Here is a 23,145-nt window from a genome sequence, read left to right as displayed (position 1 = left end):
GCCAGGCGGGCGGCGATTCGCATCGCCGCCCGCCATCGGAGAACCGGCCCCTGGGCTCAGAACCTCAGGTCGGCGCGGACGTACCAGAAGCGGCCGCCCGGGATGTCGTAGGTCGAGGCGTCGTAGCCATTGAGCGAGCAGGTCAGGCAGATCGGCGGATCCTCGTCGGCAACGTTGTTGACGCCGGCGGTGAGTTGCAGACCGCGCATCCAGTCGAACTTGTAGCCGACCTGGAGGTCGTGGTACGTCGTCGCCTCGAGCACGTTGCGATTGAGCGTCGGGTCGCTGCAGACCGGGAATGCCGTGGTGCGGCACGTCTCGCGCACCTCGTCGATGTGCCGGATCGTCCACGCGGCCGACCAGTTGTTGCGTGCCCAGTCGGTGACGAAGTTGGAGGTCCACTCCGGGATCGAACTGTTGTTGACCTCCACGCCCGGGCGCAGCGGCTGGCGCACGCCGGCGGCGCCGCGCGCCTCGTACCTGCCGACGAACGTGTTCCGCCAGCTGACCTTGAACTTGCCCAGGTCGCTGTCCGGGAACGTCCAGAACAGGTCGACGTCCCAGCCATCGGTCTTGATCGTGGACAGGTTGGTCAGGCGGTTGCTGAAGCTGTTGATGGCGCCCGTGGAGGCGCGGGTGATGCCGCTGCAGAAGCGCGGATCCAGCGTGGCTACGCACAGGTTGAGCTGCGTCTGCGCGTCGACGGCCTGGATGCCGCCGTCGATCCAGTGGCGATAGAAGGTGACTTCCAGGTCGACGCGTTCGGCGATCGCGGAGTTCTCGAGGACGCTCGGACTCCAGACCATGCCCATCGAGAAGCTGTCGGCGGTCTCGGGCTCGAGGTCGCGGTTGCCGCCGGTGGTGACCGAGATCTGCGGGTTGGGCTGCGAATAGCCCGCGGGCGCGCCCAGCGTCCGGCAATTCCCCAGCAGCGTGGGATCGCGCAGCGGCTCGCTGCAGGGGTCGGCCAACACGGCATCGAAGCGGCTCGCCGAGCCGAACAGTTCGCCGATGGTCGGCGCCCGGAAACCTTCCGCATACGTGGCCCGGAACAGCAGCTCGTCGACCAGTTGCCAGCGCAGGCCGAGCTTGCCGGTGAACTCTCCGCCGAAGGTCGAATAGTCGGAGTACCGGCCTGCCAGGCTGAGGTCCAGCCGCTTGCCCAGGGGCGAGTCGACGAACAACGGCAGGCTGAACTCGGTGTAGACCTCGCTCACGTCGTATTCGCCGGAGGTCGGTCGCGAGGGCACGCCGTTGTAGAAGCCGGCCACGGTCAGCGCATCGGGCTGGTAGAACCCTTCGTAGCGGCGGTGCTCGATGCCGCCGGCGAACGAGAGCGGTCCCGCCCACAGTTCGACCAGGTCGCCGCTGATGTTGGCCGTGGCCTGCAGCAGGGTGTTCTCGCTCTCGTCGCGCACGACCGGCTGGATGAAAGCCAGCATGGCGGGCGTCAGGGTGCCCGGCCCACCGAACAGGTTCAGCGGGGTGCAGCCCGTCACGGCCGCGCAGGCCGCCGGATCGCCCAGGGCCAGCGCGATATTGCGGATGTCGTAGCTGCCGTAGTTGGTCTGCTCGGCCTGGTTCTCGCTGTAGGCCAGGTTCGCGTCCCAGAACCAGGTGCGCTCGCCGACCTCGAAGCGTCCCTCGAGCCCCGTCCCCAGGTACCACGTATCGACGTCCTGGTTGAAGATGCGCGGCCCGCCCTCGACCGGGCGCCGCCCGATCAGGAACAGGTTGCGCTGCGCGGCGGGCGTGCTCAGGCGCGCATCCAGGTCGAACCCGAAGGGATTGAACGGATTCAACCGCGAGATGAAGATGTTGTCGGCGCGCGGATTGCCGGTTCCCGCCGACAAGCCGAGGAAGATCGGCTCGGGTGCGGCCTGGTTGGTCGATTTGCGACGGTTGTAGAGGCCCCTCGCGTAAAAGCTGGTGTTGTCGCTGATGTCCAGGCGGAACTGGCCGAACAAGCCGGCGCGCTCGGAAGGTGTCAACACCAGGTTGAACGGCGAGAAGTTGAAGCGGTCGGCCGTCGCGAAGCAGTGGTAGCTGTCCGTGCGGGTACAGCCCGTCTGCGTGGGGTTGTAGATGGGGTTGCTGGCGCCGTTGTTGGGCGTCAGGTCATGGGTGACGCCGGTGTTCGGGTTCCGAAAGATGAAGCGCCCGGTGGGAGTGCCCGAACTGCCGAATGCGACGCCGGTGCCGGGCACGGGGAACCTCGCCTGGGCGCGGTCCGCCGACCGCACGGGCTCCTGCTCGGTGTAGCTCGCGCCAAGGAACAGGTTGCTGCGCTCGCCGTTCCTGCCCCAGGCGAAGTCCGCCTTGGTGGTGGCGCCGTCGCCTTCCGCGTACTCGCCGTACTGCAGGCTGACCGAGGCACCGTCGAAGTTGCGACGGGTGATGATGTTGACCACGCCGGCGATGGCGTCGGAACCGTAGAGCGCCGAGGCGCCGTCCTCCAGGACTTCGATGCGCTCCACGATGGCCAGCGGGATGGTGTTGAGGTCCACGGCCGCGCCCACGCCGGACGCCGAAGCCTCGTTGACCCAACGCATCCCGTCGACCAGCACCAGCACGCGCCTGGAACCCAGGTGGCGCAGGTCGACCTGGGCGGAACCCGCGCCGACGCCGCTGCCGTCCGGCGGGAAGCCGAAGTTGCCGGAGGAATTGAACTTGGTGTTGAGCGCCGAGCCGGAAGCGGTCAGCGCCTGGACGACGTCGGCGATCGACGTAAGCCCCGTGCGATCGATGTCCTCCCGGGTCACGGTCTGCACCGGGACCTGGTCTTCAAGTTCGGCTTTCTTGATTCGCGAACCGGTCACGGTGACCGTGTCGAGGGTCGTGGCCTCGGATTGCTCCTGCGCCAGGCACAAGGCCGGCAGGGACAGCAACAGCACGGCATGCACGGCCAGGGCGAGTCGTTTCGGGGTCAGGGACTGCATGGAGCGCTCTCCATTGGATGAGTTAAGGCCCGCATGCGCCGCTAAACGCACGTGGTCGATTGCACTTGTAACGAATTCGTGAAGACGCGGCAATAGGGGAAAGCGCGGATTGCGAAACCGCCGCGGCCGGGCCGGGGGGTCGGACACCAGCTGCAAGCCCCGCTCGGGGCCCACGGCGAAAGAAAAAGCATTCAGAAATCCTTCGCTATGCTCGCCGGATGCCGACTTCCGCCCGCCCTCGCTGCCTTTACGCCCGTTTCCTGGCATCCGCCCTGATCCTGGTCGCCCTCGCCGTCCCGGCGCAGGACGCCAGCGACCCCCAGGCCCGCACCGCGCTGGAGGCCGCCGAACGGGGCTTGCCCATCGCCCTGCCCGAGCGCCACCCCCTGCGCGGCTGGGCGGAGTACGCCCTGCTGGCGCGCGACCTGGACGCGGTCACCACGGCGCAGGGTCAGGACTTCCTGCAGCGCTATAACGACCAGCCCGTGGCCGAGGTGTTTCGTGCCGCATGGCTGACCGCCCTGGCCAAGCGGGAGGAATGGTCGACGTTCCGCGCGGCCTGGGTGCCCGGGATCGAAGGCACCCGGCTGCGTTGCCACTCGCTGCAGGCGCGCGCCCAGGCCGGGGCCGTCGACGCGCAGTGGATCGCGGAGGCGCAGGCAATCTGGCGCAGCACCGGCGAGTCCCTGCCCGATGCCTGCGACGCGCCGTTCGCGACCTTGGCGGCGCGGGGCGCCCTGTCCCCCGAATTGCGTTGGGAGCGGCTGGAGAAGGCCGCGGCGGCTTGGCAACCCGGGATCATGCGCGCGATTGCGCGCGACCTGCCCGCGCCGGAAGCCGCGCTCGCCAACGACTACGCCGCGTTCATCGACGCCCCGCACACGCGCGCGCTGAACTGGCCGAAGACGCCACGCAGCCGCCTGGTCGCGTCGCATGGCCTGGCGAAGCTGGCCAAGTCCGATCCCGACGCGGGCGAGGCGCAGCTGCAGGCCTTCGCCGACGCACTCGGCTTCTCCGAGGCGGACCGCGGCCGCGTGCTGTACCAGTCGGCACTGTGGACGGTGGCCTCCTACCTGCCCGGGTCCGCGCGACGCCTCAATGCGGTGCCGGACGCGGCCTACGACGAGCGCCTGCACGAGTGGCGCGTGCGCGAAGCCCTCTCCCGCTCGGACTGGCGCGCCGCACGGCAGGCGATCGCGAAGATGGGGGCCGAGCAACGCGGCGACTCGCGCTGGACCTATTTCGCCGCGCGAACCGCCGAACTGACGGGCGACAAGGCCGGCGCGCAGGCCTTGTACCGCGACGCGGCCAGGGCGCCCGACTTCCATGGCTTCCTCGCCGCCGACCGCATCGGCCAGCACTACGCGCTGTGCCCGTGGCTACCTGACGACCCGGCGTCCGCCAAGGCCGCCGTGGCCCGCGACCCGGGCATGGTGCGCGCGATGATGCTCTACCGCATCGATCGCGCCGTCTGGGCCCAGCGCGAATGGGCCGCGGCCCTGGACCGCTTCGACGACACCCAGCGCCGGCTGGCGGTGGAAATCGCGCAGGACAACGGCTGGTTCGACCGTGGCGTCTTCGGCCTGGTGAACGTCGGCGGCAAGCACCGCGCCGACGAGCTGCGGCTCTACAAGCTGCGCTTCCCCCTGCACCACGACGGCCTGATCCGGCGCGAGGCGGCGAAGAACGGCGTCGACCCGGCGTGGGTCGCGGCCGAGATCCGCGCCGAGAGCGTCTTCAACCCCAACGCCCGCTCGCCGGCCGATGCCCGCGGCCTGATGCAGGTCCTGCCCGAGACCGGCGCGGCGGTCGCGCGCCGCAACGGCCTGCCATGGAACGGGGCGCAAAGCCTTTACGACCCGGCCATCAACATCCCGCTCGGCACCGCCTACCTGCGCGAGATGAAGGAGAAGTACGGCCGCCCCTACATCGCCATCGCCGCCTACAACGCCGGGCCGACGCCCACCGCGCGCTGGCAGTCGCAGCGCCCCGCGATGGATCCGGATTTCTGGATCGAGACGATCAGCTACAAGGAAACGCGCGAATACGTTGCCCGCGTGCTCGCCTTCAGCGTGATCTACGACTGGCGCCTCAACGGCGACGCGGTCCCGGTCACCGACCGCATGAACGGGCGGATCGACGTGCCGCGCAAGCGCTTCTCCTGCCCGCTGGCGCAGCCACCCAAGGGCTGACGACGATCCGGTCCCCGTAGCCGGCTGGCACCCGCCGAGGTGCCAGCGCCCCGGGACTGCGCCACCACCTGGCGACCCGGCACGCATCGGCCGAGCCGCCTGCCGGCCAACCCCGATTGCGCTTGCGGCATCATGCCCTGCATGGACACCTACCTGGTCGGCGGTGCGGTAAGGGACGCGTTGCTCGGGCTGCCGCCGGGCGACCGCGACCACGTGGTGGTCGGTGCGACCCCCGAGGCCATGCTCGCCGCCGGCTTCAAGCCGGTCGGACGCGATTTCCCCGTGTTCCTGCACCCGGAAACGGGCGAGGAGCACGCGCTCGCGCGCACCGAGCGCAAGTCGGCGCGCGGCCATCGCGGCTTCGTGGTCGATGCGCACCCCTCGGTCACGCTGGAGGAGGACCTCGGCCGCCGGGACTTCACCATCAACGCCATCGCGCAACGCGCCGACGGCAGCCTCGTCGATCCGCACGGCGGCGCCGCCGACATCGATTCGCGCATCCTGCGCCACGTCGGGCCGGCGTTCGTCGAAGACCCGCTGCGGGTGCTGCGCGCGGCGCGGTTCATGGCGCGCTTCGCGCCGCTGGGTTTCACCGTCGCGGAAGAAACCATCGCACTGATGAAACAAATGGTCGTGTCGGGCGAACTCGAAGCCCTGGTGCCCGAGCGCGTGTGGCAGGAGTTGTCGCGTGCGCTCGCCGCGCCGCGACCGTCGGCCTTCCTGTGCACCCTGCGCGACTGCGGGGCGCTGGCCGCGGTGCTGCCCGAGGTCGACGCGCTCTACGGCGTGCCGCAACGCGCCGAGTACCACCCCGAGGTCGACACCGGCGTGCATGTCGAGCTGGTCTGCGACATGGCCGCGCGCCTGGCCCCCGGCGACACCGAGGTCGGCTTCGCGGCCCTCACCCACGACCTGGGCAAGGCGCTGACGCCCGCGGACGAATTGCCGCGCCACATCCGCCACGAGCAGCGCGGGCTGCCGCCGCTACGGACGTTGTGCGGGCGGCTGAAGGTGCCCGCGGCGCATCGTGCCCTGGCCGAGATGGCCTGCCGCGAACACCTCAACGTGCACCGGCTGCTGGAGCTGCGCGACGACACCGTCCACGACCTGCTCGCCCGCTGCGACGGCTTCCGCAAGCCCGGACGCATCGCGAGGCTGGCGGTCACCTGCGAGGCCGACAAGCGGGGACGCGCGGGACTGGCCGACGTGCCCTATCCGCAGGCGGGCGAGCTCCTGCGCCTGCAGGCCGCGGCCGCGTCGGTCCGCGGGGCGGACGTGGTGCGCGAGGGCCTGGATGGACCGGCGCTCGGCCAGGCGCTGCGCCGCGCACGGATCGCGGCGATCCACGCCGCACGCGGGCACCCGACTCGTGAGGAAGCCGGCAAAGGCTGAGGCGCCGCCGTTCGACGCTTTCCCGGCCGCGGCGCCGTCACGGCAGGCCCGGCGGGTTTGGACAATGCATTCCCGGGCTCGCGCGCCCCTCGTCGACACGGCGACCCCGTAGCTCAGTCCCGCCGATCGAGATGCAACAGCGCATCGCGCCACGGCGTCAGCCGCGTCCCGAGGCCGGCGATGACGCCCAGCGTGTTCGCCAGCGCATCCCAGCGATCGGCCAGGCGCGTCTCGGTCAGCACGCCCTGCGCATGTTCCAGTCCGATGCCCAGCAACACCAGGCCCAACCCCGCGCCGAGCAGCGAAGGCCAGCGCGCGTACAGTTGCACGGCCGCGGCCGCGAGCACGAAGTAGGCGAGGAAGTGGTGCAGCTTGTCGCCGCCCGCCACCGCCGGCAACTCGCTTGCCGGCAACAGCGACGCGACGACGACCACCGCGATCGCCAGCGACCAGAGCCCGCTCCACAACAACCGGTGGCGCAGGGGCTTGAGCGCGCTACGCAAACGCACGGGCCCGGCTACAGACGGAAGCTCAGGTCGCCGGCCAGGAAGGCCGCGCCCAGCGTCGCATCGCGATCGAAACCCATGGCCTGGAAGCGCTCGCCCATCCCGCCGGGCAGGGTCAGGCGTTGCACCTGCTGGCGCAGCGCATAGCGCGCCTGCTCGTCGGGCGCGCGCGCTTCCTGTTCCGCGAGCCGCTGCTCCAGGCCGTTCCCGATCAGGAACCCCGCCTGCGAGCAGTAACCGGCGAACTCGAATCCCGCACCTGTGCCGGCCTCGGCCAGCGCGGTGAAATCGACCGATGCGGTGATGTCCTGCAATCCCACCCGGGCGGTCACGTCCTCGACCAGCTGGTGGCGATGGAATGCACGCAGGGTGCCGTCGCGTCGCTCCGGCGCGTAATACTCGCGGCGCGGGTAGCCATAGTCGACGAAGAGCATCGCCCCAGCGCCCAGCCCGCCCATTACCGCCTGCAGCCAGTACGGCAGTTGCGGCAGCAACTCGGAACGATAGCCGTCGGCGAACGGCGACTCGCGCTGTCGCTCCACGTGGCGCACCGCCGCCGTCAGCAAGGCGTCGGCCGGCCGGTCGACGCGCACGAACGTGCCCTCGCCGTCCAGCGCGACGTGCTCCTCGTGGACCTCGCCCCCGTGCAGCGCGAACCGGGGGGTCGGCAGCGCATCGATCACCTCGTTGGCGAACAGCACGCCATGCCAGCGCTCCTGCACCGGACCGTCCAGCCAGGCCACGCGCTCGAACACCGGGGGGGTCAACGTGCGCTGCAGGCGGTCATGCTGCCGCTGGCGCAGGTCGGCGCTGGGTTCGAGGATGGCGTAGCGCGCGGGCATCGCGTCGAGCGCCATCAGCTGCTTGATGGCCGCCTCGGCGAAGGCGCCGCTGCCGCCGCCGATCTCCACGAACTGCGCGTCCCCGCCGAGTTGGCGGAGCACCGGTGCCAGGGCCTCGGCCACGCATTCGGCGAACAGCGTGCCCAGCTCCGGCGCGGTGACGTAATCGCCGGCGCGACCGAACTTGGTCGCCCCGGCGCTGTAGTAGCCCAGGCCGGGTGCGTACAGCGCCAGCTCCATGAACCGCGAGAACGGGATCGCGCCGCCGGCCTGCGCGATCTGCGCGGCGATCAGCGCGCGCAGCTGGTCGCTGTGCGCCTGCGCGTCGGCATCGAGGGCGTGGGAGGGCGGCATCGAGGAATCCCGGGGCTGGCGGCACAGGATAACGATCCGGCCGTGCAGGAGCGACGCGATGCTTCCCCCACCGGTTGCCGCCGCACGACGAGGGTCCACGGAGCGTGCCGACGGTGCGAACACAGCGCGCGGCGATGACGGTATCGTGTCCGCCATGGAGACGCCCCGCCCCGTCACGCTGGTCACCGGTGCCGCCCGCCGCCTCGGTGCCGCCATCGCGCGCCGCCTGCACGCCGAAGGCCACGACCTTGCGTTGCACTATCGCGACTCGGCAGCGGACATGGAGGCGCTGGCGGCCGAACTCGAGGCGCTCCGCGCCGGGAGCACGCTGGTCCTGCAGGCGGACCTGGGTCATTTCGACCGCCTGCCGGAACTGGTTGCGCGCTGCATCGGACGTTTCGGCCGACTCGACGGGCTGGTCAACAACGCCTCCGGTTTCTTCCCGACGCCGCTCGTCGATGCGACGCCGGCCCAGTGGGACGCGCTGTTCGGCGCCAACGCGCGCGCGCCTTTCTTCCTGTCGCAGGCGGCCGCCCCGCACTTGCGCGCCTCGAGGGGCGCGATCGTGAACCTCGTGGACATCTACGCCGATCGCCCCCTGCGCGACCACCCCATCTACTGCATGAGCAAGGCCGCGCTGGTCATGGCGACGCGCGCGTTGGCGCTGGAACTGGCGCCGGCCGTGCGGGTCAACGCCATCGCGCCGGGCGCGATCCTGTGGGCCGAGAACGACGACGGCGACGAACGCAAGGCCGCGTTGCTGTCGCGCACGCCGCTGGCACGCACCGGTACGCCCGACGAAGTCGCCGACGCGGTGCACTGGCTGCTGGCCCGCGCCACCTACACCACCGGCCAGGTCATCCGGCTCGACGGCGGGCGCTTGCTGGAACCCTGAGGGATCGCGCGCCGCGGCACGCCATCGCATGCCGCCGCTGCCCTCGCCCACCACAGCTCGGCTGCACGGCTGTTCCGTGCGTCGACCAGGGGCCTGGACGCTGAGCGGCGCCGGTCATGCCTTCGGGACGAAGGCCTGCTCCAGTGCCACGCCCTTGAATCCCGCCGGCGTCTCGTGCGAGACCGCGTAACGGTACAGGGCCGCCGAATAGACGCCGCTGAGCGCGGCCTGGTAGATGCCCAGCAACAGCACCGCCAGGCCGGCAACGATGGCGACGACCACGGCGAGCGCGACCGAGGCCTGCGCGGCCAGTACGACCAGGCCCACGCCGACCAGCACCATCGCCGCGGTCAGCAGGCCGAAGGCGGCGCCGATGCCGACCTGGCCCACGGCGTTCTCTCCCCAGGTGCGCTTGAGCAGGTCGACGCTCTGCCTGAGCGCATCGATCGGCCCGATGTCGCGGCTGACCAGGACCGGGACGACGAGGAACGTCGCCAGCGTCCACGCCACGCCGAGCCCGCTGCCGACCAGGCGCACCAGGACATTGTTGTCGCGACCCTTGAGCCCCTGCAGCAACACGCCGACGGTGGCGGCGATGGCGGCGTAGCCGAAGATCGCCGGCAGCCGCGACTTCGCCGCGTCGAAACCGTCGCGCACGGTCGGGTCGCCGCCCTCCAGGCGGATGAGCGCCGCGCCCACCAGCGCGCAGTTGAAGAAGATGATCACGCTGTACTGGCAGAAGTAGAACAGGAAGCCGAAGATCGCCGCGCCTGCACTGAACCCGCCATCGAAGATGCGCAGCGCGAACATCGGCAGCAGGAAGGTCGCCAGCACCACCAGCGTCGCGGCGCCGGACAGCAACGGAAACAGCATCAGCTCCCTGTCGGAGCGCAGGACCGCCGCGCTGGCCTTCACCAGCGCCCAGCTGCGCGAGAATTTCTCGAACATCGCGATGACTCCCCAAGCGTTGCCCGCATCGTGCAACCGCTGGCGCGGGGCGCGCAAGCGCCGGAAGTCACCTGCACGCGCGGTCCGCGGCGTTGGGCGAGGTTCGCGTCAGTCCGCGCCGAAACCCTCGACTTCCACCATCGGCGCGTCGCGTTCCGGTGACTCCGCCCACAGTTGCGCCAGCGTGCGGCCGCTGCGCGGCTCGACCATCCCGGGCGCGATCTCCGCCAGAGGCCGCAGCACGAAGGCGTGGCGCAACTCGTCGCGCGGCAGCCGCAGGTGCCCCGGCCCTTCGAGCACGAGGTCGTCGTACAGCACCAGGTCGATGTCCAGCGTGCGGTCGCCGAAGCGCGGCGCGGCGCGGTCCCGTCCGTGCGCATCCTCCAGCCCGTGCAGCCAGGCATCGAGCGCGAGCGGGTCCATGACCGTCTCGACCACGGCCGCGGCGTTGAGGAAATCGGCGCCGTCGAACCCGACCGCCCCGGTGCGGTAGACCCGCGACAGCAGCAACGGACCGAACCGCGCCCGCAGCGCGGCGATCGCCGAGCGCAGGTTGGCTTCGGGCGAGACGTTGCTGCCGAGGCTGAGGCAGGCGCGCGCCATGGCCTACGCCGGGTCTTCCGGTGTTTCCCGCCTGCCGTCCTGCTGCGCTTCGTCGCGTGGCGCCTCGCGCGACGGGGCCAGGCGGGCGAGGTCGAAGCCCGTGGGCTGCTGGAACAGGGACAGGCCGAATTCCGGAAGGATCGCGAGCAGGTGGTCGAAGATGTCCGCCTGGATGTCCTCGTACTCGCTCCAGTTCGTGGTCCCCGCGAAGCAATACAGCTCGAGCGGCAAACCGGTCGCCGAGGGCGCCAATTGCCGCACCATCAGGGTCTTGTCCGTGTCGATGCGCGGGTTGGCCTGCAGGTAGGCGGCGACGTAGGCGCGGAAGCAGCCGATGTTGGTCAGGCGGTGGGTGTTGACCGGGTCGCTGTCGGCCAATTCGGCGTTCCACTCCTCCAGCCGCTCGCGCATCCGCTGGAAATGGTCGTCGAGCAGGCCGAATCGCGACAGGCGCTGGCGCTCGTCTGCGTCGAGGAAATGCACCGAGGTCTGGTCGAGGTTGAGCGCCCGCTTGATGCGGCGGGCGCCGGCGTCCTGCATGCCGCGCCAGTTCTTGAAGCTGTCGTCGATCAGGCGGTGGGTCGGGATGGTGACGATGGTCTTGTCGAAGTTCTGAACCTTGACCGTATGCAGGGCGATGTCGACCACGTCGCCGTCCACGCCCAGCGACGGCATCTCGATCCAGTCGCCGATGCGCAGCAGGTCGTTGGACGCGATCTGCACGCTGGCCACCAGCGACAGGATGGTGTCCTTGAACACCAGCATCAGCACCGCGCCCAGCGCACCGATGCCCGACAGCAGCAGCAGCGGCGATCGCTCGATCAGGATCGCCACCCCCAGGATCAACGCCACCAGGTACACGACCAGCTTGCCGAGCTGGACGTAGCCCTTGATCGGGCGGCGGCGCGTGCCGCCGTGGTTGGTGTACATGTCATTGCAGGCCGACAGGAACCGGCTCAGCGTGCGCGCGACGAAATACACGATGGCCAGCAGCAGCCCCTTGCGCACCAGGTCCACGTGCGCATCGGCCAGACCGGGGATCGCATCGATGCCCAGGTACAGCACCAGCACCGGCGCGAGGTGCGCAAGCTGGCGCAGCACGCCGTGCTCCAGCATGGCGTCGTCCCACTGCGTGTCCGAAGCCTCGACCAGCCTGCGCGCCAGCCGCGGCAACACGCGGTGCGTGATCCAGCCCACGACCAGCGCCACCAGCACGATCGCGCCGAGGATCCACCAGGATTCGGCGGCGATCCCGCCCGGGAACGCGTTCGGAAGTTCGTCGAGGAAGCCCTGCATCGCCCGAAGTCTAGTCGATGCGTCCGATCGGCCGCCCGTCGCGACCCGCGCGCATCAACCCGCGCCAGACCGCCTGCGTTCGATGGCCACGCCGACCGCGCGCGCGCCACGCACCGCGCCGGGCTTGGACAGCTTCAGCCGCACGCGCGCGACGTCGAACTCGCGCAGCACCAGCTCCGCGCAGCGCTCGGCCAGCGTCTCCACCAGTCCGAAACCCGATTGCGAGACGTACTCGATCAGGCGCTTGCTCACCGCCTTGTAGTCCAGGGTATCGGCGATGGCGTCGCTCGCGGCCGGCTTGCGATTGTCGAATTCCATTTCCAGGTCGAAGCGCAGGGGCTGGCGGATGCGCCGTTCCCAGTCGTAGATGCCGATCAGCGCCTCGATCTCGAGGCCCTCGATGAACACCATGTCGGCGCGCGCGTTGTCGTCGTTGCCCTGGCCCATGTCCGTCCCCGTCTCGCAGGCGCTCATTGTAGGAGCGGCGCGCCCGCGCACCGCTCGCCTGCGGGCGACATCACCTGAGTTAGGCCGCCCGGAATCGGGGCGGCGACTGGGCGCAATATAGCCGAAGGCAGGCGCTTAGGCGCCGCGCCGATGCGGGTTCGGCTAGAACGAATGGTCAGGCGTCACCTTCGAAGAACGGCTGACCATCGGACAGCTTGTAGATACTGAGTTCGTTGTTGAGCTTGACCATCCGCCGGTCGAGCGTTGGGAAGTCGGCCACTTCGTCAGGCAAGTTCTCGCCACCCATCAGGTAGGTTAGTTCTTGATCGGTGCGGTTGGCCATGATGTGGGCGACCGACGGGGTGGGGAAGGCCACGAAGTCACCCTCGTCTAGTACGTACTCCTGACCATCGATCGTCGTAACCGCTTTTCCCGAAAGCACATAAACCCACTCTTCCTCCCGATGGTGCATGTGGTAGGCGAAAGACTCCTTGCCCGGAGGGAGTCTGACGAGACTGACGCCGGTTCGCTCGAGACCAGCCAGGCGTCCCATCATCGTCCCGACGATTCCTGACTTCGGGTTCCACGGGTGCGAGAAAGAAAACTCCGCTGCATCAATTTCGGTTTTGCGGAGGATGTGCGGATAGGTATCGGGCATGTCGTACCTGCGTGGTGGGCCGCTAGGGAGGGTTCCTGTGACGCCTAACATGCGATCGCCGGCAGCAGCGCCATGTCCCAGCGCGGCGCCACGTGCACGCTGGCGTCGTCGTGCTGCCCGGCCTGGAGCCGCAGGGCGCCGGCGTAGGCGATCATCGCGCCGTTGTCGGTGCACAGCTCCATGCGCGGGAAGCACACCCGGCCGCCGCGCGTGGCCGCCATCTCGTGGAGCCGCGCCCGCAGGCGCTTGTTGGCCCCGACCCCGCCGGCGACGATCAGGGTCCCGCAGCCGGCCGCGTCCAGCGCCCGTTCGCACTTGATCGCCAGCGTCTCCACCACCGCATCCTCGAAGCCGCGGGCGATGTCCGCGCGCGTGGCGTCGGACTGGTCGCTGTCGCGCCAGGCCAGCATCACCTGCGTCTTGAGTCCGCTGAAGCTGAAATCCAGGCCGGGGCGATCGGTCATCGGCCGGGAGAACCGGTACGCGCCCGGTGCGCCGGTTTCGGCCAGGGCCGCCAGTTGCGGCCCACCCGGATACGGCAGGCCCATCAGCTTCGCGGTCTTGTCGAAGGCTTCGCCGGCCGCGTCGTCGAGCGTCTCGCCGAGCAGGCGGTAGCGGCCGATGGCCTCGACCGCCACCAGCTGGGTGTGGCCACCGGAGACCAGCAGGGCCACGAAAGGCGGCTCCGGGCTGCCGTGGACGGGATCGGGATCCTCCATCAAGGGCGCCAGCAGGTGGCCCTCCATGTGGTGGACGCCGATGGCCGGTACGTCCAGCGCCCAGGCCAGCGATCGCGCCACCCCGGCGCCGACCAGCAACGCGCCGACCAGTCCCGGGCCGGCGGTGTAGGCGACCCCGTCGAGGTCCCCGACCCCCAGCCCGGCCCCGGCCAGGGTCTGGCGCACCAGGGGCAGCAGCTTGCGGACATGGTCGCGGCTGGCCAGCTCGGGCACCACGCCGCCGTACTCGGCGTGCAGGGCGACCTGGCTGTAGACGGCATGGGCGCGCAGGCCCGCGCTCCCGGCCCGGGAGGTGTCGTAGACGGCCACGCCGGTCTCGTCGCAGCTGGTTTCGATGCCGAGGATGCGCATGGGGGACGGCGTCGGCGGGCGCCTGGCTGGCGCGCCCGGGCCGGCGCTTGCTTGCACCGTTGCGTTGGGAACCGCTATCATACGCGGCTCGCCGGAGGGAAGGCCCCGGTGACCTATCGATCCGGAGATTCCATGCCAAGCGTCAAAGTCCGCGAAAACGAGCCCTTCGAGTTTGCGCTGCGCCGCTTCAAGCGCACCTGCGAGAAGGCCGGCGTCCTCGCCGAAACCCGCAAGCGCGAGTTCTACGAGAAGCCGACCCAGGAGCGCAAGCGCAAGGCCGCCGCCGCGGTGAAGCGCCAGACCCGCCGTACCTCGCGCGACGTCACCAAGCGCCAGCGCCTGTACTGAGCCCGGTGGGCTGACGCCCACCCCGGGGCCCTCGAAGCCGGCCGCGCGCAAGCGTCGCCGGCTTTTCGTGTTTCTGGCCCACTGATCCCCGCCACCCTTCCCCGCCGCCGCGACCGCGGCCAACCCCCGGAGCACCCGATGAGCCTCAAGCAACGCCTCACCGACGACATGAAGGCCGCGATGAAGTCCGGCGACAAGGACCGGCTGGGCGTGATCCGGCTGGTCAATGCCGCCATCAAGCAGCGCGAGGTCGACGAACGCACGGAGCTCGACGATGCCGCCGTGCTCGCGGTGCTGGAGAAGATGGTCAAGCAGCGCAAGGACTCGGTGGCGCAGTACACCGGGGCCGGACGCGAGGACCTGGCCGAGGTGGAGCGTGCCGAAATCGCGGTGATCGAGGCCTACCTGCCGGAGAAGCTGGGCGAGGCCGGGATCCTGGCCGAGATCGATGCTGCCGTCGCGCAGACCGGGGCGACCGGTCCCGCCGACATGGGCAAGCTGATGGGCGTCCTGAAGCCGCAACTGGCCGGGCAAGCCGACATGGGCCAGGTGTCGGCCCTGGTCAAGCAGCGTTTGTCCAAGGCCTGATGCCCGGGCCTGCGGCCCGCGCGCCGGCGGCCGCATGCGCGGTCCCCGGGCGGGGATTGCTGCGACAATCGCGGTCGCCATGACGCCCCGCAAGCCCGCAAGGACATCCAGGCGAAAGCCCGCGCAGCGCAAGGGCAGCAAGCCCGACGTGCTCGACCGCATCGACCCGACCGAGCCCGCCTCCGTCACCACCGCCGACGGCGCCCCGCCGCCGCGCCGGGTGGAGACCCTGGTCCGTCGCGCCCAGGGCAGCCTGCCCATGGCGATGCTGCGGCGCTTCCTCGACGCCGATCTCGTCGGCCAGGCCGCGGCGCTGGCCTTCTACGCGGCGCTGTCCCTGGGTCCGCTGATCCTGCTGCTGCTGTGGCTGACCGCCTCGTCCGGATCCGGGGCGCAGGAGCTGGTGGTGCTCCAGGTGCGGCTGCTGGTCGGGCCCGAAGCCGAGACCGTCGCGCGCACCATCATCGACAACGCGGCGACCCGGCCCGACACCGGCTCGATCGCCGGGTGGTGGAGCATCGCGCTGCTGCTGGTGGGCGCCACCGCGGTGTTCGCCAAGCTGCAGGACGTGCTCAACCTGATCTTCCGCACCGACGCCACCCGGCTCGAGAACATCTGGGCGTGGCTGCGCAAGCGCGTGCTGTCGTTCGGCGTGCTGCTGGCGCTGGGCTTCCTGCTCCTGGTCTCGATGGCGGTCACCACGGCGCTGGACGCGTTGTTCGCCCGCATCGACTGGCTGCTGCCGACGGCCGCCCACCTCGCCTCGTTCGTGGTCTACGCGGTGGCCTTCGCCTTCATGTACCACTTCATGCCCGACCGCCGGGTGCGGTGGTACCTCGCGCTGCGCGGCGGTGCGCTGACGGCGGCCCTGTTCCTGCTCGGACGCGCCGCCATCGCCTGGTACCTGCAGCGCGCCCCCACGGCGAACGCCTACGGGGCGATGGGCGCCCTGCTGCTGACCATGCTCTGGGTGTATTACGCGGCCATCATCGTGTTCATCGGCGCGCTGGCCACCGCCGTGGTCGACGAGCGCATCGAACAGTCGCGCCGGCGATCCAGGGCGCGCAAGCGCGCCGTGGCAAGGTAGCCGCCATGGAACAGGCGACCCGCCCCGCAGGCAGCCGGCGAGCGACGAACGCGTCGCGGGCCTGCCTTGCGCACGGCCGCGATCTGCGAACCGGCGACGCCCCCGCCACGATCACGGCGCAGGTCCGCTGACATGGCCCGGCTCTCGGATGCCTTCATCGACGATCTCCTCGCGCGCACCGACATCGTCGAGCTGATCAACGCGCGCGTGCCGCTCAAGCGGCAGGGCAAGGAGTACTCGGCGCGTTGCCCGTTCCACGACGAGCGCTCGCCATCGTTCACGGTGTCGCCGACCAAGCAGTTCTACCACTGCTTCGGCTGCCAGGCGCACGGCACCGCGATCAGCTTCCTGATGAACTACGACCGGCTGGAGTTCCTCGACGCGGTCGACGAACTGGCCCGGCGCGCCGGCATCGAGGTGCCGCGCGAGACCCGCCAGCAGAACGAGCGGCCGGAGAGCAAGGACCTGTTCAACGCGCTCGAAGCCGCCGCGCAGTTCTTCCAGCGCCAGCTGGCCACCAGCGACAAGGCGCGCGCCTACCTCGACGGGCGTGGCGTCGACGAGGCCACCCGCGCGCAGTTCGCCATCGGATACGCCCCCGATGGCTACTCGGCGCTCAAGGACGCGCTCGGCACCGACCCGCGCCGGTTGGGCCTGCTCGAGCGCGCCGGGCTGCTGTCGAAGAACGACAAGGGCCACGTCTACGACAAGTTCCGCGACCGCGTGGTGTTCCCGATCCACGACCGGCGCGGCCGGGTGATCGCCTTCGGCGGCCGCGTGCTGGACAAGGATGCCTCGCCGAAGTACCTCAACTCGCCGGAGACGGCGCTGTTCCACAAGGGCCGCGAACTCTATGGCCTGTGGCAGGCACGGCAGGCCAACCAGAAGCTCGAGCGCCTGGTCGTGGTCGAGGGCTACATGGACGTGGTCGCGCTGTTCCAGCACGACGTCACCCAGGCCGTGGCCACACTCGGAACCGCGACCACGCCCGACCACGCCGAGCTGCTGTTCCGCAACGCCCCGGACGTCTTCTTCTGCTTCGACGGCGACGAAGCCGGTCGTCGCGCCGCCGGCAAGGCGATGGAATCGGTGCTGCCGCGCATGCGCGACGGCCGGCAGGCGTTCTTCCTCTTCCTTCCGGAGGGCGAGGATCCGGACACCATCGTTCGCAATGAAGGCGCCGGCGGGTTCGAGGCACGGCTCCGGGAAGCCACGCCCCTGTCCCGGTTCTTCTTCGATGGGCTCTCGGACGGCATCAACCTCGGCACCCTCGACGGCAAGGCGCGGCTGGCCGAACGGGCGAAGCCGCTGCTGGCGCAGATCCCCGACGGCGCCTTCGGCGACCTGATGCAGCAACGCCTGACCGAACTCACCGGCATCGGCGCGCGCGCAAGCAGTGCCGGGACCCACGTGCCCACGCAACGTGCGCGTTCGGCGGTGCATCGCAACACGCCCAAGCGCAGCCTGGTCCGCAGCGCCATCGAGCTGCTGCTGCAGCAACCGCAACTCGCGCTGGAGCTGCAGCCGCCGTATCGCTTCGTCACCCTGCGCCAGCCCGGCGTGGAATTGCTCACCGAGCTGGTCGCGGTGGTCTGCGCGCGCCCCGACATCCGCACCGGCGCCCTGCTGGAGCATTTCGAAGGCCGTGAGGAAGTGGCGGCGCTGCAGAAGCTCGCCAGCCAGTCGATCCCCGGGGAGGCCGCGCACTGGCGGCAGTCGTTCCTGGACGCCATGGCCCAGCTGGACCGCCTGACCCTGCAGCAACGCATCGACGAGCTGCAGGCCAAGCAGCGCGAGTCGGGGCTCGATGAAGCCGACAAGGCCGAACTGCGCAGCCTGCTGCAGGGACGATTCGCCGTCTGATCCGCCGCGACCCTGACGGGACGGCACGGTGGCGCGGTCGATTGGGGGCCTTGGCGAGTGCCGCCCGCCCCAGGTAGTTCCGCCGATTGGCCCGGACCGTGACTTCCGGCGCAGGTGCCGCATGCACGGGACGCTATGCTCGGCGTCCGATCCGGGGAGAGCTTCCATGCACCGTCCGACCTTGTTCCTCACCGCCGCGCTCACGCTCGCCATCGCGACGCAGGCGGCTGCCCAACAGCGTCCGTCCGCCGCCGATGCCGGCCCGGCGGTCGCCCGCAAGGAAGTCGGGACGCGCATCAGCGAGAACATCCCGGAGATCCCGGCGACCCTGGTCGAGACGCTCAACCGCTACCAGAACACCCGCGGCGCCAGCGTCGCCGGATGGCTGGACGACCGATGCCTGCTGATGAGCACCCGGTTCGCCGAGACCAGCCAGGCGCATCGGGTGTGCGCGCCGATGGGCATGCGCGAACAGCTGACCTTCCATGACGAACCGGTGTCCGGCCTGACGGTGTCGCCCCCGGGCGCCTGGCGCGACGGTTTCGTCTTCGGCAAGGACAAGGGTGGCGACGAGTTCTCGCAGCTGTACTGGTTCGACACCGCGACCCGCACCACGACCCTGCTCACCGACGGCAAGCGCAGCCAGAACGGCGGCACGGTGATCAGCCGCGACGGCGGGCTGATGGCGTATTCGAGTACTTCGCGCAACGGCACCGACCGCGACATCTGGATCCGCGACACGCGGACCGGGGTGACCCGGCCCGTGCTGGCCGAGGGCGGCACCTGGGGCGCCCTGGACTTCTCCCCCGACGGCAAGCGCCTGCTGGTGACCAGGTACGTCTCGATCAACGAGTCCTATCCGGGCGAAGTGGACCTGGCCAGCGGCAAGCTGACCCTGTTCCCCGTCGACGGCGGCAAGGCCGCGTTCGGCGGCTTCCGCTACGCGCCGGACGGCCGCGCCGTGTACTACGTCTCCGACGAACCCGTCGGTGGCCGCGACAGCGAATTCCAGACCCTGCGCCACCACGACCCGGCCAGCGGCAAGCCGCCGGTCGAACTCAGCGGCGACATTCCCTGGGACGTCGACGCCTTCAGCATCGCCGACGACGGCAAGCACCTGGCCTTCGTCAGCAACGAGGACGGCATCAACCGCCTGCACGTGCTGGCATTGCCGGGGCACCGCGAAATCCGGCTGCCCGAGTTGCCGGTGGGCCTGATCGGCGGGCTCGCGTTCTCGCCCGACGGCAAACGGCTGGCGGTGACCCTCAACACCGCGACCTCCCCCAGCGACATCCATGTGATCGAGTTGGCGAGCGCCAGGCTGGCCCGCTGGACGCAGAGCGAGGTCGGTGGGCTGGACACGGCCAGCTTCGTCGCGCCAACGCTGGTCCGCTTCCCGACCTTCGACCAGGTCGACGGCAAGCCGCGCACGATCCCCGCGTTCTACTACAAGCCCGCGAAGGCGCCGCCGGGCGGCAAGTACCCGGTGGTGATCCAGATCCACGGTGGTCCGGAGGCCCAGGCGCAGCCCGGCTTCAGTCCCACCACGCAATACCTGGCCAACGAGCTTGGCGTGGCGGTGCTGGTGCCAAACGTGCGCGGATCGTCGGGCTACGGCAAGGGCTACCTGCAACTCGACAACGCCGGGAAGCGCGAGGATTCGGTCAAGGACATCGGCGCGTTGCTCGACTGGATCGCCGCCCAACCCGAACTCGACGCCGACCGCGTCGGCGTCTACGGCGGCAGCTACGGCGGCTACATGGTGCTGGCGACGATGACCAACTATCCCGAGCGCATCCGCGCCGGCGTCGACATCGTCGGCATCTCCCACTTCGGCACCTTCCTCAAGAACACCGAGGACTACCGCCGCGACCTGCGCCGCGTCGAGTACGGCGACGAGCGCGATCCGGCGATGCAGGCGGTGTTCGAGCGCATTTCCCCGCTCAACAACGCTGGCAAGATCTCCGCGCCGCTGTTCGTCGCCCAGGGCAAGAACGATCCCCGCGTGCCCTGGACGGAAGCCGAGCAGATCGTCAAGGCCGTCCGCGGCAACGGCCAACCGGTGTGGTACCTGCTGTACACCGACGAGGGCCACGGCTTCCGCAAGAAAGCCAACAGCGACTACTTCACCGCGGCGACGATGCTGTTCTGGCGGCAGCACCTGCTAGGCGATCGCCGCTAGCCGGACTTCCATGCAGCCCGCCCTCCGCAAGAGGGCGGCGGCACGGCGCGGTTTCCTTCCGTGGAAAAGCGGGGCGGGCCGGAAGCGGCGCACGCATGATCGATCGACCGGGAGGCCGTCACTGGCGCGTGGAACGCGGCCCGCGGGGCCGCTCGGCTACAATGCCTGCCCGCCTCGCGCGACCAGCGCCGATGCCGGACCCGCTTCCGGCCTCCCATTCGCGCCGGTGCCTCGCCCCTGCCCCGCCCACGCACCGTCCCGGCCGCAGGTGATCCTTCGCTCTTCCCGGGCCCGTCCCGGTCCCGGAACCACCGCCTTGAATCTCGTCTCCCGCCTGCGCCAGGACTGGCTGGGCAACATCCGCGGCGACGTGCTCGCCGGCCTCGTGGTCGCGCTGGCGCTGATCCCGGAGGCGATCGCGTTCTCGATCATCGCCGGGGTCGATCCCAAGGTCGGGCTCTACGCCTCGTTCTGCATCGCGGTGGTGATCGCGTTCACAGGCGGGCGGCCCGGCATGATCTCGGCCGCGACCGGCGCGATGGCGCTGCTGATGGTCGGCTTGGTGAAGGACCACGGCCTGCAGTACCTGCTTGCCGCCACCCTGCTCACCGGCGTGCTGCAGATCGTCGCCGGAGCATTGAAGCTCGGCAGCCTGATGCGCTTCGTCTCGCGCTCGGTGATCACCGGCTTTGTCAATGCGCTCGCCATCCTGATCTTCATGGCGCAGCTGCCCGAGCTGACCAACGTGCCCTGGACGGTGTACGCGATGACCGCGGCGGGGCTGGCGATCATCTACCTGTTCCCGCGGCTCACGCGTTCGATCCCGTCGCCGCTGGTCGCCATCGTGCTGCTGACCGCGGTGGCGATCGCCCTCCAGCTCGACATCCGCACCGTCGGCGACATGGGCGCGCTGCCCGACAGCCTGCCGGTGTTCCTGTTCCCCGAGGTGCCGCTGACGCTGGAGACGCTGTGGATCATCCTGCCGGTGTCGGCGACGCTGGCGGTGGTCGGCCTGCTGGAGTCGCTGCTGACCGCGCAGATCGTCGACGATCTCACCGACACGCCCAGCGACAAGAACCGCGAGTGCGCGGGCCAGGGCGTGGCCAACATCGCCGCCGGCATGCTCGGCGGCATGGCCGGCTGCGCCATGATCGGGCAGTCGGTGATCAACGTGAAGTCTGGCGGTCGTGGCCGGTTGTCGACGCTGGTGGCCGGCGGCGTGCTGTTGCTGCTGGTGGTGTACGCAAGCCAGTGGGTGGCGCTGATCCCGATGGCGGCGCTGGTGGCGGTGATGATCATGGTCTCGATCGGTACCTTCAGCTGGTCGTCGATCAGGCAGCTGCGCACGCACCCGACCACGTCGAGCATCGTCATGCTCGGCACCGTGGTGGTCACCGTGTTCACCCACGACCTGGCGAAGGGCGTGTTCACCGGCGTGCTGCTGTCGGCGCTGTTCTTCGCGCGCAAGGTCGGGCGGGTGTTGCACATCGGTTCGACCGCAAGCGCCGACGCCAGCGCGCGCACCTATGTAGTGACGGGTCAGGTGTTCTTCGCCTCTGCCGAAACCTTCGTCGCCGGATTCGACTTCAGGGAAGTGCTGCAGCGCGTGCGCATCGACGTCACCGCCGCGCATTTCTGGGACCTGAGCGCGGTCGGCGCGCTCGACAAGGTGGTGCTGAAGTTCCGCCGCGAAGGCACCGAGGTCGAGGTCATCGGGCTCAACGACGCCAGCGCGACCCTCGTCGACCGCCTTGGCGTGCACGACAAACCCGACGCCGAACGCCTGATGGACGGACACTGAGGACCCCGCGATGAGCCACGACGCCGCCCCCTTGATCCACGCCGACGGCCGGGTACTGGCCGCGATCGATCCGTCGCACTACGCCACCAGCGTGGCGCGGTACGCCGCCTGGGCCGCCACCCGGATGGCGGCGCCGCTGGAGCTGCTGCACGCCATCGACCACGTCCACGGCAAGCCGGCCACCACCGATCTCAGCGGCAACCTCGCCCTGGGCGCGCAGGACACGCTGCTCGACCAGCTCGCGGCGGTGGACGAGCAGCGCGGCAAGCTCGCGCAGCGACAAGGCCGCGCACTGCTCGACGCCGCGCGTGCGCAGGTCGCCGAATCGCACGGCATCCCGGCCGGGACACGCCAGCGCCACGGCACCCTGCTCGAGAGCCTGCTCGAACTCGAGCCCGGCGTCCGCCTGTTCGTGCTCGGCAAGCGCGGCGAACACGCCGATTTCGCCAGCGGCCACCTCGGCAGCAACCTCGAGCGCGTGGTCCGCGCCGTGCACCGCCCGGTGCTGGTCGCCGCGCGCGCCTTCAAGCCGGTCGAACGTTTCCTCATCGCATTCGACGGCAGCGCCACCACGCGCAAGTGCGTGGAGATGGTCGGTGCCAGCCCGCTGCTGCAGGGACTCGAGGCCCACGTGCTGATGGTCGGCGAAGCGAACGTCGCTGCAGATGCGCACCTCGACTGGGCCCGCACCCAACTGCAGGCCGCCGGCTTCGACCCCATCGTCGAATGCCTGCCCGGCACGCCAGACACGCTGATCGCGCAGCAGGTGACCGAACGCAAGATCGACCTGCTGGTCATGGGCGCCTACGGCCATTCCCGCATCCGCAGCCTGATCTTGGGGAGTACAACGACGCAGGTTCTGCGGAGTTGCCAGATCGCGGTGCTGCTATTGCGCTAAGGCAATCGCCATTGGCGCCCTTTTTTGGCACCTTTCCCTGCCTCTGGGCGATACCTTCTCCTGTGCGTTGAAGCGCTGTGCACGCCATCGCAACCGGCGTGACCGCCAGCAGGGCCGGCTGCTTGCCTCCATTCACGTAGAAATACTCACAGATGGCGCACTATCAATAGCTGTTGCAAGCGCCTGCCACGGCCGATGCATGGTCGTGAGCACTG

The 23,145-nt window shown here is 70.0% G+C and carries 19 protein-coding genes; 10 read left to right on the top strand and 9 right to left on the bottom strand.

The window, feature by feature from the left end; all coding sequences use genetic code 11:
* Positions 1 to 56: 56 nt before the first annotated feature.
* Positions 57 to 2,939 (bottom strand): TonB-dependent receptor, encoded by a 2,883-nt coding sequence (locus ABD970_RS03835; RefSeq protein ID WP_345294167.1) that lies wholly within the window; start codon positions 2,937 to 2,939, stop codon positions 57 to 59.
* A 218-nt stretch (positions 2,940 to 3,157) separates the two neighbouring features.
* On the opposite strand from ABD970_RS03835, the gene ABD970_RS03830 reads away from it, so the two are divergent.
* Both ABD970_RS03830 and ABD970_RS03825 read left to right on the top strand, forming a co-directional pair.
* Complete coding sequence (locus tag ABD970_RS03830) at positions 3,158 to 5,131, top strand: lytic transglycosylase domain-containing protein (RefSeq protein ID WP_345294166.1); 1,974 nt, start codon at positions 3,158 to 3,160, stop codon at positions 5,129 to 5,131.
* A gap of 141 nt (positions 5,132 to 5,272) precedes the next feature.
* Complete coding sequence (locus tag ABD970_RS03825) at positions 5,273 to 6,523, top strand: multifunctional CCA addition/repair protein (RefSeq protein WP_345294165.1); 1,251 nt, start codon at positions 5,273 to 5,275, stop codon at positions 6,521 to 6,523.
* A gap of 113 nt (positions 6,524 to 6,636) precedes the next feature.
* Here the strand turns inward: ABD970_RS03825 and ABD970_RS03820 are convergent, their stop codons facing one another.
* The gene (locus ABD970_RS03820) at positions 6,637 to 7,032 is read right to left on the bottom strand and encodes a VanZ family protein (protein ID WP_345294164.1); all 396 of its coding nucleotides are present in this window, start codon (positions 7,030 to 7,032) and stop codon (positions 6,637 to 6,639) included.
* Positions 7,033 to 7,040: 8 nt separating this feature from the next.
* Complete coding sequence (locus tag ABD970_RS03815; protein ID WP_345294163.1) at positions 7,041 to 8,225, bottom strand: class I SAM-dependent methyltransferase; 1,185 nt, start codon at positions 8,223 to 8,225, stop codon at positions 7,041 to 7,043.
* A 154-nt stretch (positions 8,226 to 8,379) separates the two neighbouring features.
* On the opposite strand from ABD970_RS03815, the gene ABD970_RS03810 reads away from it, so the two are divergent.
* A complete protein-coding gene (locus ABD970_RS03810) occupies positions 8,380 to 9,120 on the top strand; it encodes a pteridine reductase (RefSeq protein WP_345294162.1) in 741 nt (246 codons plus the stop codon).
* Positions 9,121 to 9,234: 114 nt separating this feature from the next.
* Here the strand turns inward: ABD970_RS03810 and ABD970_RS03805 are convergent, their stop codons facing one another.
* The 6 genes from ABD970_RS03805 to tsaD form a co-directional block, all read right to left on the bottom strand.
* Positions 9,235 to 10,068: a DUF6159 family protein gene (locus ABD970_RS03805; protein WP_345294161.1), complete on the bottom strand. Its 834-nt coding sequence runs from the start codon at positions 10,066 to 10,068 to the stop codon at positions 9,235 to 9,237.
* A 108-nt stretch (positions 10,069 to 10,176) separates the two neighbouring features.
* The gene (gene folK / locus ABD970_RS03800; protein WP_345294160.1) at positions 10,177 to 10,671 is read right to left on the bottom strand and encodes a 2-amino-4-hydroxy-6-hydroxymethyldihydropteridine diphosphokinase; all 495 of its coding nucleotides are present in this window, start codon (positions 10,669 to 10,671) and stop codon (positions 10,177 to 10,179) included.
* Positions 10,672 to 10,674: 3 nt separating this feature from the next.
* A complete protein-coding gene (locus tag ABD970_RS03795) occupies positions 10,675 to 11,967 on the bottom strand; it encodes a mechanosensitive ion channel family protein (protein WP_345294159.1) in 1,293 nt (430 codons plus the stop codon).
* A gap of 54 nt (positions 11,968 to 12,021) precedes the next feature.
* Positions 12,022 to 12,414, bottom strand: a complete 393-nt coding sequence (gene folB, locus ABD970_RS03790) for a dihydroneopterin aldolase (RefSeq protein WP_425563056.1) — start codon at positions 12,412 to 12,414, stop codon at positions 12,022 to 12,024.
* Positions 12,415 to 12,589: 175 nt separating this feature from the next.
* Complete coding sequence (locus ABD970_RS03785) at positions 12,590 to 13,072, bottom strand: cupin domain-containing protein (protein WP_345294158.1); 483 nt, start codon at positions 13,070 to 13,072, stop codon at positions 12,590 to 12,592.
* Between the two features lie 44 nt (positions 13,073 to 13,116).
* Positions 13,117 to 14,163 carry a tRNA (adenosine(37)-N6)-threonylcarbamoyltransferase complex transferase subunit TsaD gene (tsaD, locus tag ABD970_RS03780; protein WP_345294157.1) on the bottom strand — a complete coding sequence of 349 codons (1,047 nt, stop codon included), beginning with the start codon at positions 14,161 to 14,163 and terminating at the stop codon, positions 13,117 to 13,119.
* Between the two features lie 132 nt (positions 14,164 to 14,295).
* Here tsaD and rpsU point away from each other — a divergent pair, with 132 nt between their 5' ends.
* From rpsU to ABD970_RS03745, 7 genes are all read left to right on the top strand, one after another.
* Positions 14,296 to 14,511 (top strand): 30S ribosomal protein S21, encoded by a 216-nt coding sequence (gene rpsU / locus ABD970_RS03775; RefSeq protein WP_345294156.1) that lies wholly within the window; start codon positions 14,296 to 14,298, stop codon positions 14,509 to 14,511.
* 138 nt (positions 14,512 to 14,649) lie between these two features.
* On the top strand, positions 14,650 to 15,099 hold the full coding sequence (locus ABD970_RS03770) for a GatB/YqeY domain-containing protein (RefSeq protein ID WP_345294155.1): 450 nt from the start codon (positions 14,650 to 14,652) through the stop codon (positions 15,097 to 15,099).
* A 79-nt stretch (positions 15,100 to 15,178) separates the two neighbouring features.
* On the top strand, positions 15,179 to 16,186 hold the full coding sequence (locus tag ABD970_RS03765; RefSeq protein ID WP_345294154.1) for a YihY/virulence factor BrkB family protein: 1,008 nt from the start codon (positions 15,179 to 15,181) through the stop codon (positions 16,184 to 16,186).
* 132 nt (positions 16,187 to 16,318) lie between these two features.
* Positions 16,319 to 18,049, top strand: a complete 1,731-nt coding sequence (gene dnaG / locus ABD970_RS03760; RefSeq protein ID WP_345294153.1) for a DNA primase — start codon at positions 16,319 to 16,321, stop codon at positions 18,047 to 18,049.
* 166 nt (positions 18,050 to 18,215) lie between these two features.
* Positions 18,216 to 20,231 carry a S9 family peptidase gene (locus ABD970_RS03755; protein ID WP_345294152.1) on the top strand — a complete coding sequence of 672 codons (2,016 nt, stop codon included), beginning with the start codon at positions 18,216 to 18,218 and terminating at the stop codon, positions 20,229 to 20,231.
* 316 nt (positions 20,232 to 20,547) lie between these two features.
* A complete protein-coding gene (locus tag ABD970_RS03750; RefSeq protein WP_345294151.1) occupies positions 20,548 to 22,032 on the top strand; it encodes a SulP family inorganic anion transporter in 1,485 nt (494 codons plus the stop codon).
* 10 nt (positions 22,033 to 22,042) lie between these two features.
* On the top strand, positions 22,043 to 22,930 hold the full coding sequence (locus ABD970_RS03745) for a universal stress protein (RefSeq protein WP_345294150.1): 888 nt from the start codon (positions 22,043 to 22,045) through the stop codon (positions 22,928 to 22,930).
* Positions 22,931 to 23,145: the final 215 nt, after the last annotated feature.

It is taken from the genome of Luteimonas vadosa, from assembly GCF_039543545.1.
Taxonomy (GTDB): Bacteria; Pseudomonadota; Gammaproteobacteria; order Xanthomonadales; family Xanthomonadaceae; genus Luteimonas; species Luteimonas vadosa.
This window is presented reverse-complemented; position numbering and strand designations above follow the sequence as displayed.